12 protein-coding genes and 2 pseudogenes are annotated in these 14,964 nt (G+C 41.8%); 4 read left to right on the forward strand and 10 right to left on the reverse strand.

The annotated features are described in order from the left end of the window. Positions 1-17 precede the first annotated feature (17 nt). Positions 18-776 (forward strand): hypothetical protein, encoded by a 759-nt coding sequence (locus tag PNIG_RS17845; RefSeq protein WP_089369149.1) that lies wholly within the window; start codon positions 18-20, stop codon positions 774-776. Between the two features lie 28 nt (positions 777-804). On the opposite strand, the pseudogene PNIG_RS20425 reads toward PNIG_RS17845, so the two are convergent. From PNIG_RS20425 to tnpA (PNIG_RS17895), 10 genes and pseudogenes are all read right to left on the reverse strand, one after another. After that, positions 805-1,058: pseudogene (locus PNIG_RS20425) on the reverse strand (IS110 family transposase); the annotation flags it as partial. Between the two features lie 126 nt (positions 1,059-1,184). Beyond that, complete coding sequence (locus PNIG_RS17855) at positions 1,185-1,976, reverse strand: sterol desaturase family protein (RefSeq protein WP_089369150.1); 792 nt, start codon at positions 1,974-1,976, stop codon at positions 1,185-1,187. After that, positions 1,969-2,613 (reverse strand): CDP-alcohol phosphatidyltransferase family protein, encoded by a 645-nt coding sequence (locus tag PNIG_RS17860; protein ID WP_089369151.1) that lies wholly within the window; start codon positions 2,611-2,613, stop codon positions 1,969-1,971. Before PNIG_RS17860 ends, PNIG_RS17855 begins: the two co-directional genes overlap by 8 nt. A gap of 16 nt (positions 2,614-2,629) precedes the next feature. Then, positions 2,630-3,268: an ATP-binding cassette domain-containing protein gene (locus PNIG_RS17865; RefSeq protein WP_089369152.1), complete on the reverse strand. Its 639-nt coding sequence runs from the start codon at positions 3,266-3,268 to the stop codon at positions 2,630-2,632. Positions 3,269-3,307: 39 nt separating this feature from the next. Continuing rightward, positions 3,308-5,062: an ABC transporter permease gene (locus PNIG_RS17870; protein WP_089369153.1), complete on the reverse strand. Its 1,755-nt coding sequence runs from the start codon at positions 5,060-5,062 to the stop codon at positions 3,308-3,310. Continuing rightward, positions 5,059-6,357 carry an ABC transporter substrate-binding protein gene (locus tag PNIG_RS17875; protein WP_089369154.1) on the reverse strand — a complete coding sequence of 433 codons (1,299 nt, stop codon included), beginning with the start codon at positions 6,355-6,357 and terminating at the stop codon, positions 5,059-5,061. The genes PNIG_RS17870 and PNIG_RS17875 overlap by 4 nt, the downstream gene beginning before the upstream one ends. Beyond that, a complete protein-coding gene (locus PNIG_RS17880) occupies positions 6,344-7,189 on the reverse strand; it encodes a DUF547 domain-containing protein (RefSeq protein ID WP_089369155.1) in 846 nt (281 codons plus the stop codon). Before PNIG_RS17880 ends, PNIG_RS17875 begins: the two co-directional genes overlap by 14 nt. 1 nt (position 7,190) lies before the next feature. Then, positions 7,191-9,356: an FAD-dependent oxidoreductase gene (locus PNIG_RS17885; RefSeq protein ID WP_089369156.1), complete on the reverse strand. Its 2,166-nt coding sequence runs from the start codon at positions 9,354-9,356 to the stop codon at positions 7,191-7,193. Between the two features lie 24 nt (positions 9,357-9,380). Beyond that, positions 9,381-11,741, reverse strand: a complete 2,361-nt coding sequence (locus PNIG_RS17890; RefSeq protein WP_089369157.1) for a TonB-dependent receptor — start codon at positions 11,739-11,741, stop codon at positions 9,381-9,383. 483 nt (positions 11,742-12,224) lie between these two features. Continuing rightward, positions 12,225-12,626 (reverse strand): annotated as a pseudogene (gene tnpA, locus PNIG_RS17895) (IS200/IS605 family transposase); the annotation flags it as partial. 68 nt (positions 12,627-12,694) lie between these two features. On the opposite strand from tnpA (PNIG_RS17895), the gene tnpA (PNIG_RS17900) reads away from it, so the two are divergent. The 3 genes from tnpA (PNIG_RS17900) to tnpC are packed head-to-tail and all read left to right on the forward strand — an operon-like array spanning position 12,695 to position 14,934. After that, positions 12,695-13,000: an IS66 family insertion sequence element accessory protein TnpA gene (tnpA, locus tag PNIG_RS17900; RefSeq protein WP_010555472.1), complete on the forward strand. Its 306-nt coding sequence runs from the start codon at positions 12,695-12,697 to the stop codon at positions 12,998-13,000. Further along, positions 12,997-13,350 carry an IS66 family insertion sequence element accessory protein TnpB gene (tnpB, locus tag PNIG_RS17905; RefSeq protein WP_254910727.1) on the forward strand — a complete coding sequence of 118 codons (354 nt, stop codon included), beginning with the start codon at positions 12,997-12,999 and terminating at the stop codon, positions 13,348-13,350. Before tnpA (PNIG_RS17900) ends, tnpB begins: the two co-directional genes overlap by 4 nt. 39 nt (positions 13,351-13,389) lie before the next feature. Then, on the forward strand, positions 13,390-14,934 hold the full coding sequence (tnpC, locus tag PNIG_RS17910; RefSeq protein WP_086960352.1) for an IS66 family transposase: 1,545 nt from the start codon (positions 13,390-13,392) through the stop codon (positions 14,932-14,934). Positions 14,935-14,964: the final 30 nt, after the last annotated feature.

A 14,964-nucleotide genomic window follows, 5' to 3' on the forward strand; every position in this document is an offset into this window, starting at 1 on the left:
GAGATATTTGAGACTATATGATAAATCCTTGGGTTAGGTATGACGATGTTGAAGAAAAAAGAGATGGATATTACGTCTCGTATAGCCCTGTCTTTACCGATCAAGAATTTGCGATAGTAAAGGTCTATATTTATGACTCAAATCTCTCGAGTAAGATCAAAAATATTGCAGAGTCAGAGTTAAAATATTGGACTTTGAAATACCCGACTCCCATCATGTTAATGATCGATAATAAAACGGATGAAGAGTGGCGTACGAAAGATAAATTAGGTCATAATTTTTTGCTTGGCTATCCAAAGCTTGAAAAAGTAATCTTACATTGGGATAAGTACCCTGAAAGTGAAGAACCGGATATAGATCTTTCAAAAGAGAGCTTAGCTAAGATTTACTCAGGGTTAAATTTTTCCACATACGAAGAGGTTGTAGCTAAACAGAAAACAGAGGCTAAAGGCAGAAAGCTGCTGTTACTCATTTTAACATTATGGGTTTGTGTTATACCTGCATTAATAGCATTTCTTGGTTGGTCTAATCCTATTGTTTCATTATTAGCGCTTGCATACAGTTGGTATGTCGCATTTAGTAAAGGGCTAGAACTTTGGGGTCGTAAGAAAAAATCAGAAAAAGAATTAGCTAAAGACAAAGAGGAATTAGCTAAAAATCATCACCACTATCATTGTCAGCTTAACCCAGAAGCGTTTCTTAGGTTAAAAAATGAAAATTTCAAAAAAGAACGCTTGGAAAAAGAAAAACTTAAAATCGACAGTATGCGCAACTAACAACACGCCCTGAGGTGGACAGCAAGCACTAAAGCTCACTTTCCACCGCAAATTTTAACAGCGGTGATCCCTTACTTTTCAATGCGATTAAGTAAGTTGATTCATCGTAGGGCGTATGTGTTTTCCAGCACCTAAATAGTATTTTTATCCACTTAAATGCTAATGATCTGATGATGGTACTATGGGGTTTTCTGTAGGTTTCTTGCTGCCGATAATAAGCTTTTCCCAAAATGAATAACGAATAGAAAATCCCGCCCATTCTACAAATGTTTGCCTTAAAAATTTAGAAATTAAACAGACGCCTTAAAGTTTTAACCTGGCGTATTCATGGAGTATTTTATTTAAACCAACCTACATCAAAGGGCTTTTAAGTAGATTGGTATTGTGTAAAGTGCAATATAGTTGTTTTTACTTGTTTTTAAACGGCATGATGAGTAACCCCCACAGCGAGGCATTTTGCTTTGCAGTTGGGTATTCAACCAAACCTATATCTATTTCTGCGTCGACTTTTTTGGCCTCACTTTTATAGCTGCCAAAAAGTTTGTCCCACCAAATTACACTAAAGCCATAGTTTGAATTTGTTTCACTCACTACTTTACTGTGGTGAATGCGGTGCAGTATTTGCGTCATTAATATAAGGCGTAGTGGCTTTTCAATGGCGTTTGGTAGGCGTATGTTTGCATGGTTAAACAAGGCGAGTGCATTTAACGCGATTTCAAATATAAGTACGGCAATGGCGGGTACGCCAAGTGCAGTAACTGCAATAAGTTTTATAAGTATACTAAGCACAATTTCGATAGGGTGAAAGCGCAGGCCGGTACTGGTATCTACATGCGCATCGGCGTGGTGTACGCGGTGCAAACGCCATAATAGTGGCACTTTATGAAACAATCTGTGCTGCCAATAAATGAGTATATCGAGCAGTACAAGGCTTAGCACTATGGTTACTATGCTAGGTATGGCTAGTTGGTTAAATAAGCCAATGCTGTGCTCATGATTGTAAAGTGCTACTGCGGTTAAACCAAGTGGTACAACTAAGCGCGCAATGATAGATGAGGCAAACACTAAGCCAAAATTTGCAAACCAGCGAGTGCTGCTTTTAATGGGCGATTGCCTTGCGGGTTGTCGCCATTCAAGCAGCATCATTATGACTAAAATGCTAAAAAAGCAACCGAGTCGCCACCAAACTTCGTTAGTCATTATTATTTATAACCTCATTGGCTTCTTGCTGTTTAAGTGTGTGGTAGCCGCCATGTATACGGGTAAATATGGTAATGGCGCAGGCAAAAGCAAATATACCAGCGAGGAGGGCAAAGTGCTGCGGCCAAATACAAAAGGCTATAAATAGCGCTATTGTTTCTGTGCCTTCGGTTAAGCCATTTAGGTAGTAAAAGCTTTTGTATTTAAATTGCGGTTTTTCGAGCTTAAACTTTTCAGCGGCTATGGCAAAGGCTAAAAAGCTTGAACCCGTGCCAATAAATGCAGCGAGTAATATAGCGCCTGCAATGGCGTTTTGTTCGGGGTTTGCCAAAATAAAGCCAAGCGGAATGGCCGCGTAAAACAAAAAGTCGAGTGTAATATCTAAAAAGCCGCCGGCGCTTGAGCTTAAATTAGCATGGCGTGCTAGTGCGCCGTCAAGCCCATCTAAAATGCGATTTAAAACAATGGCAGCTAATGCGCCGTACCACATTTCAAAAGCAAGTAATGGCACTGCGAGCAAGCCAATTAAAAAGCCAAATACCGTTAGCTGATCGGGTGTTATGCCGCGCTTATGTATCAGCATTACCACAGGCTTTAACAGTGGCTTTATTACAGGGGTGATAAATTTATCTAACATAGGGAGCCTTGTGCGCTTAAAGTACAGTATTTAAGGTGAAAAGTTTACCGTTTGCAGCGTCGTAATCGCTATGATCGTGCGTTACCATAATGGCAGGCAGTTTATGTTGGCGTATTTGGCTAAACACCAATTCACGAGTATCAACGCGCAGTTGCGTGTCGAGCTTACTAAAAGGCTCATCGAGTAAAATAGCTTTTGGCTCACTTAATAACAGTCGTAATAGCGCAACGCGTGCTTGTTGACCGCCGGACAAGCTATCGGGATGGCGATTGGCCATTCCTTTTAAACCAACTTGCTCAAGTGCGTGTGCTATTTTGTCAATGCGTTGTTTTTTATCCCCTTTGGGCATAGCAAAAGCAATATTACCCGCCACACTTAAGTGCGAAAACAATAAAGCGTCTTGATACAGTACGCCAATATGGCGTAAATGCGTGGGTAAATCATTTATATTTTTACCGTTAAGCCACACCTCTCCACTGGCTTTAAAACCACTGGGTAAAGTACCTGTAAGCCAATTTAATAAGCTTGATTTACCGCTGCCCGATGGGCCCATAATCGTTAGAATTTCACCACCATTAACTTGCTCGTTTAAGCTAAGTAGTCGCTCATTTTGGCGATAAAGCTGACAATTTTTAATCTGTAAAGATGACTGCATTAAAAAACCTTTAACTCAATACTGTTTACTGTGGGAGCTTTACACTCGTGCGCTTTTAAAAAAGTACTTAGGTAAACCCCATGCCAGTATAAATCCAATAAGCGGGAGTGCCATTTGCATAATAGCGTATACGGCACTGGTGCGCCTACTTGCGCCATTTGCCAGGGTAACTGCTTCGGTTGTTATGGTGGCTATACGCCCGCCACCGGCTAAAAGTGTTGGTAAATATTGGCCAAAACTGATCGCTAACCCCAATGCGGCTGCAATTAAAATAGGTGCAAATAGTTGCGGTAATTTTACTTTAAAAAACACTTTGCAAGGCGCTGCACCCAAACTTGCTGCAACGCGCGCAAAGCGAGAGTCTAACCGCCTATAACTGCTCGCGAGTGACAAAAATACGTAAGGCAAAACAAACAGTAAATGGGTAAACACCACATTAAAAAATGCGGCTTGGTTATTTACCCATTGTTGTATCCATACTAGGCCAAACAAAAAGGCAATACTGGGTACTAATAGCGGTAAGTAAATAATTAAACTGGTAAAGCGAGAGATGGGTTTGTCGCTTAACTGCTCCGACTCTAAACACAATAAAGTAACCGTAATGGCAAATACCGTTGTGACTAAACCAATAGCTAGGGTATTAAAAAGCGGGTTGCTCATTTGCATTAATGCACTGTTAAAATGCAGTAGTGTAAATTGCTCAGGGAGTGCATCGGGAAAGCGCCAAAAGCCGGCAACCGACCACAAAATAAGGGCAATTAGCGACAGTAAAATAAAACCGATCACTAAAGCTGTGAGTATTATCGTTAGTTTTTGCCAATAAAACCCGCCGTATTCGCGCACCCCGTTAGTGAGTGAGTCGCTAAACAATACCTTTATCGCTTTTTCGCCGCCAAGCCAAAGCGCAAGTAACCCGCCCGTGAGTGCCAGTTGTAGCAAAGCACCGGCTGAGGCTTTAATGCGTAAGTTTAAATCGACATCGTTAAACCAATGCATAATAGCTACCGCTAATGTTGGCGGTGTATTTGGGCCTAAAATAAGTGGCATTTCTACACTGGCGCTGGCATAAGCGAGCACAGCTAAAATAGGTAAACGCAGCATTGGATAAAGGCTAGGAAGTATTACTTTAAAAAAGGCGGTCATGGGGCAGTAACCCAAGTTAAGCGCAACTTTATGTTGCTGGCGTAATTTTTTGCCAAGCTCAGGCTGCGCCAGTACGCCCAGTGCCATTAATAACAAAAATGGCAGTTCTTTAAGCGTTAACCCTAAAATTATACTAATGCCGAATGAGTCATGCGGAAATAGGCCGTTTGGTGCAAGTTCCCACCCGCTTAACCAAGGCGATATAATTCGTGAAATCATGCCTGAAGGGGCAATTAAAAAACCTACCGCAATAGCCGCTGCAGCGTTTGGTATAACTAAAATAGGGCTCAGTAAACGCTGAATGCGGTTAAGCCAAGGGCTGTTAAAAAAAGCGGCTAAAATCATCAAAGTAATAATAAAAGCAAGTAAGGTACTTATTAAACCGGTGCCAATACTTAGCATAGCCATATTTACTAGGCCGGGTGTTTGCCAAAGCATGGTAAAGCCTTGCAAGCCAAATGTAGTTTGATCAAGTGCAGGGGCATAACCAAAGGCGGGTAGTAACACACTAATTAAGCCGCCAAGTACGGGTAAAATAAGTAAAACGAGTAAAAAGCGTGGGCTCAATTTTACTATTTTACTAAACATATCATAGCTTTTACGGGCGTGAGGCCCATGGCTTGTCGCCACTTTATTGCTAATAACACTCATTGGCTTACCCCATAGCGAGTTTGCCAGCCTTGCATTATGGCGTTAACCCAGCTTGGATGAGGTTCGCTCAATGTGCGCTTAATACTGTTAAAAGGCAGTGCACTTGGATGCGGTTTAGCTGTTTTAAACAAAGCTTGTTGCTCAGGCGTTAGCCTTGATTGAATAAGTACGCTTTTATCGCCCCATATATGCGCTTTTTGCTTTTGGGCTTGTGCCTCAGGGCTTAATAAAAAGTTAGCGACTAATTGCGCGCTTTGCGGGTGGCTTGCATTATAAGGAATTGCCACAAAGTGAGTATTACTTAAACTGCCATCAGCCATTGCATAGCTGCGAATGCTTTTTGGTAAATCGAAGCGTTTAACTGCTGCGGGCACTTCGGGTGCTGAAAAGGTAAAGGCAATACTTAGCTCGGTATCGTCTACTAAACGGCGCATTTGCGCGCCACTTTGCATAAAGTGAGTGCCACCACGCCAAAGCGTAGGGTGTAGCTTATTTAAAAAGTCCCACAGTGGGGTTAACACTTGTGCTGTGTTGTTAGCGGTAGCCGCTTGGTTTAACTGCGCTTTAATGCTTTCACTACTTTGCTGATGCAGTATTACTAAGGCGTATTTTAAAAAGCTCATCCCTAAAAAATCAGGCGGCTTTGGGTAGCTAAAACGCCCCGGGTTTTGTGCGCTCCAGTTTAATAATTCGTTTAATGTAGTAGGGAGTTTGTTGTTTGCCTGTTTATTTATTGCAATGCTGTCGTAATAAAAGGTGAGCGATGCTTGCCCCCACGGTGCTTCCATACCGTTTGTGGGTATGCCAAAGTCAAAATTAACTGCAGGGTTATTAGCGGGATCTGTGTATGCAAAATGTGGCAGTTTATTTGCCCACTGTTTTAACAACAATGCGTGCTCGCTCATGGTGGCAAAGTTAGCGCCGTTTATCCATACCAGATCAACACTGCCTTGGTCATTATTATGTGCTGATTTTTCGGCCAACACTCGGCTTACTGCTTCGCTGGTGTCGCTGAGCTTTACATGCACTAAGTTAATATTATATTTAGTTTTAACTTGCTGGGCAGCCCATTGAATATAGGCATTTATTTGCGCGTCGCCGCCCCAGGCATAAAAGTACACGCTTTGGTTATTACCAAGCGTTTCAATATTTTCCCAGCGAGTGAGTAGTTCTTTACTCATATTATGAGGGCTGTTATTAGCAAAAGTACTTAAGCTTGTTATTAGGCAAACGCAAAACGCGACACAGTAAACACTGTAACGCGTAGCTGTTTGCCAAAACTTACTGGCGTGCATTTAAATCCCAGTTGTAGTCTAAAAATTTTACTTTCATGTCATTATTTCTAAGCGCTTTTTGCTGAGCGGGTACTAGTTTAAGTGCATCGCTATATTGCAGTAAAAACTGCTGTAGCGTCTCTGCACCTCTAAAACCTTTTTCAAAGTCATCGCCGTACCATTTAAATATAGAGGAGATATTTAGCGTATTTTCCTGCGCAAAATTACGTGTTGTATCAGATAAAAAACGCACCGTTTGCTGTTGCAATTGGCTCTCTAGTTCAGTAGCTGTGAATGCCTCCCCGCGCAGCGCAGGGCAACCAATACTTGCACAATTTACAGCAAAATGAATACGTGGGTCGTTATATTTACCGCTGCCACGAATTAAACCGTGCTCTATGTCATCAAGGCTGCGAGTTTTACCAAGTAGTGGCACAAACGCTTTACTCCACGGTGAGCTAAAAAAGCTGCCTAAATCTTTTATTGATTTAAGGTTTTGGGGCTCTTTACTGCCAAGGTTTGAAACGATGAGCTCTACGGTAAATGCATTATACGCATTAATTAAAAACGCCAGTTGCTTAGGCTTTTCCCACGCGTCAAACTCGTTTTGTGTTACAGCACTTAACGAATCTAAATACGTTTTTAGCTGAGTATGATCACCTTGTATTGCAGCGTAATCAACCTCTGTGCTGTGATTATGGTTAATAGCGACAACATGTTTATTTAGCAATGCATTCCAGCTATCGTGCAGGTTATTAGTCGTACTTTGCGCTTGGCTTGAAAGCGACGTTATAAGCGCCGTCGCAAGTAATGTCGCACTTAATAATAAAGGCTTTAATGTTGTGTTAAACATATTAGCCTCGACGCCACGTATGATATTTTTCGAGCAGGTTAAGTACTTTTTCAGGTGCATGGGCGCGTTTCCACTCGCCTGCAGCGTATTTGTTGCCTTCAGCCCAAGTAGGGTAGCTGTGTATAGTGCCCAGTATTTTATTAAGGCCTAAACCGTGTTTCATGGCCAGTACAAATTCAGCAATTAAATCACCCGCGTGTTCAGAGACCACAGTTACACCGAGTATTTTGTCTTTGCCTTTAGGGGTAATTACTTTAATAAAGCCTTTTGTGGCGCTGTCGGTAATTGCGCGGTCTAGCTCTTCAAACTCAAAACGAGTGATTTCAAAATCGATACCTTTATCAATTGCATCTTGCTCGTTTAAACCCACACGTGCCACTTCTGGGTCAATAAAGGTGGTCCATGGAATAACGCGGTAATCTACTTTAAACTTTTTAAGGTTACCAAATAAGCCGTTTACTGCTGCGTACCAACCCTGATGAGCGGCTACGTGCGTAAACTGGTACGGGCCAACAATATCGCCAGCGGCAAAAATATTAGGGTATAGCGTTTCTAGGTATTCGTTAGTGACTATTGTACGGTTTGTTTCTATGCCTAGCGCTTCAAGGCCGTAACCTTTAAGGCGGGCACTGCGGCCAACAGCGCATAGCAGTTCGTCGTATTCAATAGCAATTTCTTCATTATTGCCTTCGTTAAGGCGTTTAACAATAATGTACTTTTTACCGTCGCGCGCTTCACAGCGTAATGCCTGATGCGAGGTTAAAATGTTAACGCCGCTTTCGCTCAATGCTTCATGAGCAAAGGTAGATACTTCAACGTCTTCTTTGATCATGATGCGCTCCGCCATTTCAATTTGCGTAACGCTTGAACCTAAACGGGCAAAGCTTTGTGCTAATTCGCTACCAATTGGGCCACCACCAAGTACTACAAGCTTTTTAGGTGCTTCGTCAAGCGCTGCAAATTTATCCCACAAGGTATCGCTTGTTACATAACCAGTTTCTTCTATACCGGGTAGTGGCGGTACAAATGGGCGTGCGCCAGTGGCAATTACAATAGTACGTGCCGTTAATGTTTGTGTGCCGCCATCGTTGAGTTTAATTTCTACCGTCCACGGGTCAATTAATTTACCGTAACCTTTTACTACGTCTACGCCTAAATTAGTGTAGCGCTCTACGCTGTCGTGTGGTGCTATATCGGCAATTACTTTATGAACACGGGCCATTACTTTTTTAAACGAAAACTGCGGTGTCATGTTTTCTAGGCCGTAGTGTTCACCGTGGCGAATTTGCTCTGCAATTTTAGCGCTTTTAATTATCGCTTTACTGGGAACACAGCCGTAGTTTAAACAGTCGCCGCCCATTTCGCCCGCTTCAATAAGGGTTACTTTTGCTTTAACAGCAGCGGCAATATAGCTTGTTACCAAACCACCAGCACCCGCGCCAATAACAATCATGTTACGGTCGAAACTTTTAGGTTTAGTATAGTTTTTGTATACACGACGTTTTTTAAACACGTTTAAGATCCCTTTAGCAATAAATGGGAATACGCCCAATAAAGCGAATGATAAAATTAAGTCCAACGATAAAATGCCCGATAAACTCTCTATTTGAGCAAGCTGCGTACCGGCATTAACAAATACAAATGTACCGGCTAGCATACCCACTTGGCTTACCCAGTAAAAAGTCCATGACTTGATGGCTGTTACGCCCATTAACAAGTTGATTAAAAAGAACGGAAACACCGGCACTAAACGCAACGTAAATAAGTAAAAGCCGCCTTCTTTTTCAACGCCTGCATCAATGGCTGCTAAACGCTCAGGAAAGCGCTTTTTAATGGTATCGCGCAATAAGTAACGTGATACTAAAAAGGCCAGTGTGGCACCTATGGTTGATGCAAACGATGCAACCAATAAGCCTTCAACTAAGCCAAATAAAGCACCCGCTGCCAGTGTTAAAATAGCCGCGCCCGGTAAAGACAATGCAGTAACCACCACATACAATAAAAAGAATCCGCCAATGATTAATAGCGGAGATTGCGCTTTATATTGGCTAAACTGATCCATCGACCCTTTTAAGCCCTCAAGCGTAAGTAGTTGGTGCAAATCAAAATGAAAGAACAGGCTGATGGCGACCGCTGCAATCAATAACAAAAGTATTTTTTTAATCATGTTCTCTCTCTTTCAAACTTGCCTTTAAAAATTATGCGTAAGCGTCAGCTTGGCGTTTATTGGTAATTCAGGAAAAGCCAAGGTTGCACCAAAATAACCGCCTTCAAATACAGGGCGCCAATTTTTTTGATTGGTAACGTTGTTTACATCTAAGCGTAACTTGGTGCTAGGCGTAAAAGCATAGCTAGTATTTACGTTTAATGTGTACTGATCGCGAATATGTACGGTTGCCAAAAAGTCTAATGGGTAACTCTTTGTATATAGACCTGAAAAACCCGTTTGCCATTTCGAATTAATTGAATAATTTCCGTTAAAGCTAAAAGACTGCTCTGGAATGCCTTGAACTTGGCTACTTGAAGGCGCAAATGCGGTAAAACTAGGAGCGCCCACACTGGTGCCTGCAATAATATTAGGGCGTGAGTTGTCAAATGCATCGGCTACTTGGGCAGAATCTTGACTACTTGCAGAATTATCGTAGCGGGCGTCAATGTAGCTATAACCTGCGCTTAACCAGTACGGGTAGGCATCGTAAAATACTTGGCTTTCAAAACCTGTGGTGCGAATACCGGTATTACTGCCATCGCGGTTACGTAAACTACGGCGTTGGCTAAATATTGCGCCATCGGCGTACCAATCGCTATTGGTTGGTGCATATTTTAAACCAAACTCAACTAGGGTATTTTCGGTGGCAAAATTTTGCGCACTAATGGTATTGTCGCCGCCAAGTGTAGTGCCGCCAGCCATGCTATTTGATGTGGCTTCGTTGTAACTTGCTGCGCCATAAGTGGTGTAATCATCGCTTAGTCGGTAATTAAAACTTACTTGCCCTGAATGCAAAGTGTCGTTAATACTGTCGCTGGCGGCAATTTGCCCTACAGGTGCTATTGGGTCGTTTGCTTGTACGTCATAAAAATCAACGCGGTAGCCAACACTGGTATGAAACTTACTAGTCCAATCTGAATCTTGCTGAATAGCCACCCCTGTTTGCCATGAGCGTGAGTCTGTGGTGTCTGATAAGTTAAAGTCGCCACTGCCGTCGTTATTAATATCGTACTGACCACCCGGCGATACAAATACACCTGGGCGAAGTTCAACAAAGCGTGCTTGTTGTGCATCAGTTAAAGGAATGCGCCTATTTGAAAGTGGGCCAGTTAAATCTATGGGTAAGTCGGCTTCGGTGGTAAATTGGCTGTAACCTAATACGCGGTTATAACGTACATCAAAGGCAAAAATAGTTTGCTGGTTACTATTCCAAAGGTAGGTAAGCTCGGTACGGTTTTGCGCGGTATCGGCACCATCTATAATTTCAACAAAGCTGTTTTGTGCAATTTCATCACGTTGTAAATGCTGAAAGTAGGAAATGTTTTTAATTGACGCGTTACTAGAAAGCTCACGTTTATAAATACTGTGTAGTAAGTAAGTAGTGGCTTCGTTTAGATTATCAGGATCGGTCAGTACTGTACTACGGTCTATTTTAACTTGCCCGGTTGGCGAAATAATCGAACCCGCTAAAGGTACAGTGCTACCATTTGCTTGCACACCTTGGCCGGTAATATACAGTCCGTCATCTATTAACGCCTGAGTAGGGCGGTTAATACCGGCGTTATCGGTAAATTCAACTTGGTATAATTCAAAATTAAGATCCCAGCTGCTTTTATCATCAGGAAATACACGCAGGGCTGCAAATAAGCTGTCGCTTTTTGTGCCAGAGTAGTCGTAATAACTGCCGTTATCAATATGCTCTGCACTAACTCTAAAACCTACTTTGTCTTTTACTATGGGGGCGCTGTAGTCAACCAGTACACGATATTGATCCCATCGTCCTGCCGATAAGCTTGCTTTACCTTTACTTTCGTCTGTAGCGGCTTTTTTAGAGTGTAAGTTTACAAACCCACCATTGCGTTGGCTTGAGCCAAATAATACCGGTGGCGCACCTTTTACTACATCTATTTGTTCTAGAGCGTTGAACGATAACGGTACACCAAAGCCATTGTTGCCCGCTTGACGACGTGTACCATCTTGAAAAAGCTCACCTAATTGGCCGCGTATTGTGGGTAAACTTGGCGCGCCAAAACCACTGGCTGAATAGGTATTAGGGCTTACTGCAAGCACATCTTGTAACGTGGTAATGTTAAGCTGCTCTATTAGCTCGCTCGAAATAGGCGTTACCGAACGTGCTATGTCTTTTAGTGCTAAGTTGTCGCCAAATGGGCCATCTATGCTGGCATCTTTAACTGAAAGGCCTTGAGATTTAATAACTTGGCCAGCTACTTCAATGTGCTCTATGGTGTTATTGGTTGTTACTGTTGAGCTTTGGGCAGCTTGCGCCAGCAGTGGGGTATTTAATACGCTTGCTAACGATAGGGCTAAGTATTGGTATTTCAAGGGCTTTCTCTTTCTTGTTAATAGTTGATGATGATAAAGACCGAAAGGTGTAAAAATAACTTTCAGTAAAGTTTCGATTCTTTTTATTTTTTAGGGCATAACAAAACAGCTGCGTTTAAAGCGTGCTAATAAAATATTGCCGTTTCATTTGTAAAAAAATAGCAATAGAGTGACGATATTACACAGATTATAAATAATTGCTTTTAAACATATTTTTAAATTGTAGTCTACTTGCCAGCAGTTAACCTATTATATTTATTAGCTTTTATGTACAGCGTTTAAATACTTAAAATAAGCCGTGCTTTAACTGTTAATAAGCTAAGTAGGTAAGGGTAATTAAAAATAATTATGCTTTTTTGAAATAAAAACCAAGTTATACGGTCTTGGTAATTTAATAGTTTATTAATATTTTTATCGAATCCTTCCGAGAAAACCCATTGATCGACGCGAAGCGGCGTCGATGGGATGAATAGGAATAACTAGCCCTGATTTTTGAATGTATTTTCGAATTGTATCAGCAGAAGCATTTCCAACTGAGCAAACAAAATACCCGTCAGACCAAAAGGTTTTCTCAATCCAGAATTGCTTTTTCAACCACTTAAATCTCGACCATAGGCTTTGTGTCGTTGATTGTTTAATTCTACGAACATAACTCGCAACACAAATGGTCGGGGAAATCGTAAGCAATATGTGTATATGATCTTTGTCTACCTCGATCTCTTCAATATTAAATTCTGAGCGCTCTGCAATTTCAGAAATTTTTTGTTTTACAAATTCACCTAAGTTACCTTGTAGCAATTGCCTTCTATATTTCACAACTAAGATTAAATGTAACGCTATTAGATATTTGCAGTGTGATTTAGTTTCATATTCGTAAGCGCGCAATTAAACCCACATACCAATATTAATGCTACCTATGCATAATTTACTCAGCATATTAACCTGAGGTAATTATGAATAAACAGCAAAAAATAAAACACTGGCAAGGCATTTTTGAGCAGCAAAAATCGAGTGGTTTAGCCATCATTCAATTTTGTCGTGATAACAACATTAACGCATCGACTTTCTATGTTTGGCGTAAACGCCTTTCTGACGAAACGATAAGGGTTAAAAAGCAACAGGTGATCCCGTTTGTTATTCATGAGCAAGCCTTTACACACCCTTCAATCATTAAACTCACCACACCAAACGGCTATCAAATAGACTTCGAGTCGACATTAGCGCACCAAGCACTCGCCAAATTATTGAGCGTACTGTGACACCTTGCACCCACCAAGTTTACTTGGTCACGGGATTCACCGACATGCGAAAATCAATCAATGGGTTAAGTATTATTGTCAGCGATACCCTATCTCTCGATCCTTTAAGCCAAGCGTGGTTCGTTTTTTGTAATAAACAACGCGATAAATTAAAAATTTTGTTTTGGGATACCAATGGTTTTTGGCTTTATTATCGTCGCTTAGAGCAAGGACGATTTCAATGGCCAAATCATGCTCAAGCACACGTAGCCATGGGGATTGAACAACGGCAGTTACAATGGTTATTATCTGGCTTACCGGTAAATAATAAAACCCGCCACTCAACTTTATCAGGGTTATCAGTGATATAAATTAACCAGATCGTTTTTTTTACTTGAACGATCTTTCCCATGTGTCATGCTATTAAAATGCCAGACACTATTCTCATCACCGAACTACAAAATCAGCTTGCACTTATGCAGGCTAAGCTTGATGGCTTAGAAAAAGATAAAATTTCACTGCAAGAAGATAAGGTTGAAATGCAATCGCGGATTGACCACTTGCTTGCTGAGCTTAAGTTAAGTAAATCCCAAAAATACGGTAAAAAAAGTGAAAAAGCCCCACGGGGCACCTTCAATGAAGCGGAGCAGCATAAAACGACTGAGCCGCCTAAACACCATAAGAAAGGTAAACAAATACTGGCTGAGCACTTTGAACGAGAAGAAGTTGAGCACACCTTAACCGAGTTAACGTGTCAGTGTTGCGGTGAACAACTACATCAATGTGGTAGTGAAGACAGCGAGCAAGTGAAGATTATTCCGGCGAAAGTCAGTGTCATTAAGCACAAACAATTTAAATATGCTTGCAGACATTGCGAGCATGAACAATTGGCCAGTAAAATAATCACCGCGCCTAAACCCAAGCAGCCTATTCCTGGCAGCATTGCGAGTCCAGAAGCGTTATCGGCGGTTGTTACGGGCAAATACTGCGATGCCTTACCGCTTTATCGTTTCGTTGACATACTGGGCCGTGGCGGCCTTGAACTATCGCGCGGAACATTAGCTAATTGGTGTATTAAAGCGGGCCTGCTAATCAGCCCCTTAGTGGCAGCCATGCAACGTCACTTGCTTAGTGAGCATAGTTTATGTGCCGATGAAACCCGTACACAAGTGTTAGATGAAGGTGACAACCCTAGCAGCAATTCCTACATGTGGGTTTATCGCAGCAATGAGGTCAGCCGTGAGCCTGTCGTGATTTACGATTACCAAGCAGGTCGAAGTCGCGCTTGCGCAAAAGAATTTCTTGCCGGTTATCAAGGCTATTTACAGTGCGACGGTTACCGTGTTTATGACGGTATTGAAGGCATTACCCCTGTTGGTTGCTGGGCACACGCTAGACGCAAATATAACGATGCCTTAAAAGCAGAGTCGAAAAACAAAGGTCGAGCGCATAAAGCCATCAGCTTTATCAGCCAATTATATAAACTGGAAACCCACGCTAAAAACAAACAGTTATCTCCTCAAGCGCGGTATCAGTTACGACAAGAAAAAGCCTTACCCATATTAATGCACTTTAAAGCGTGGCTTGATGAAGCCGAAGGTAAAGTAACGGCGGGGAGTTATATTGGCAAAGCGATAAAATACACGCTTAATCAATGGCCGAAATTAATGCGGTATAGTGAAGATGGCGAACTAGGGATTGATAATAATATTACTGAGCGAGATATTCGGCCGTTTACCACTGGTAGAAAAAACTGGCTATTCTCAAAATCGGTTAATGGTGCTCAGGCCAGCGCGATACTTTATAGTATTGTGATGACCTGCCGTGCCAATGACATCAATCCTTATTACTACTTTGTGCATTTATTTAAAACGTTGCCGAATCGAGATGAGGGTGATGATGATTTTACCGACCTAATGCCGTGGAATGTGCAGCTAGACTTCGATTATAGCTAAGCGCACTGCTTAAATGCGCGCTTACTCATA

Origin of the sequence: Pseudoalteromonas nigrifaciens (assembly GCF_002221505.1) — a bacterium.
In the GTDB taxonomy this organism is placed as follows: domain Bacteria; phylum Pseudomonadota; class Gammaproteobacteria; order Enterobacterales; family Alteromonadaceae; genus Pseudoalteromonas; species Pseudoalteromonas nigrifaciens.

Excerpts from the sequence above, each read along its gene's own strand:
- PNIG_RS17845 (WP_089369149.1), top strand. The coding sequence starts at position 18 with ATGATAAATCCTTGGGTTAGGTATGACGATGTTGAAGAAAAAAGAGAT.
- PNIG_RS17855 (WP_089369150.1), bottom strand. The coding sequence starts at position 1,976 with ATGACTAACGAAGTTTGGTGGCGACTCGGTTGCTTTTTTAGCATTTTA.
- PNIG_RS17860 (WP_089369151.1), bottom strand. The coding sequence starts at position 2,613 with ATGTTAGATAAATTTATCACCCCTGTAATAAAGCCACTGTTAAAGCCT.
- PNIG_RS17865 (WP_089369152.1), bottom strand. The coding sequence starts at position 3,268 with ATGCAGTCATCTTTACAGATTAAAAATTGTCAGCTTTATCGCCAAAAT.
- PNIG_RS17870 (WP_089369153.1), bottom strand. The coding sequence starts at position 5,062 with ATGAGTGTTATTAGCAATAAAGTGGCGACAAGCCATGGGCCTCACGCC.
- PNIG_RS17875 (WP_089369154.1), bottom strand. The coding sequence starts at position 6,357 with ATGCACGCCAGTAAGTTTTGGCAAACAGCTACGCGTTACAGTGTTTAC.
- PNIG_RS17880 (WP_089369155.1), bottom strand. The coding sequence starts at position 7,189 with ATGTTTAACACAACATTAAAGCCTTTATTATTAAGTGCGACATTACTT.
- PNIG_RS17885 (WP_089369156.1), bottom strand. The coding sequence starts at position 9,356 with ATGATTAAAAAAATACTTTTGTTATTGATTGCAGCGGTCGCCATCAGC.
- tnpA (WP_010555472.1), top strand. The coding sequence starts at position 12,695 with ATGAATAAACAGCAAAAAATAAAACACTGGCAAGGCATTTTTGAGCAG.
- tnpC (WP_086960352.1), top strand. The coding sequence starts at position 13,390 with ATGTGTCATGCTATTAAAATGCCAGACACTATTCTCATCACCGAACTA.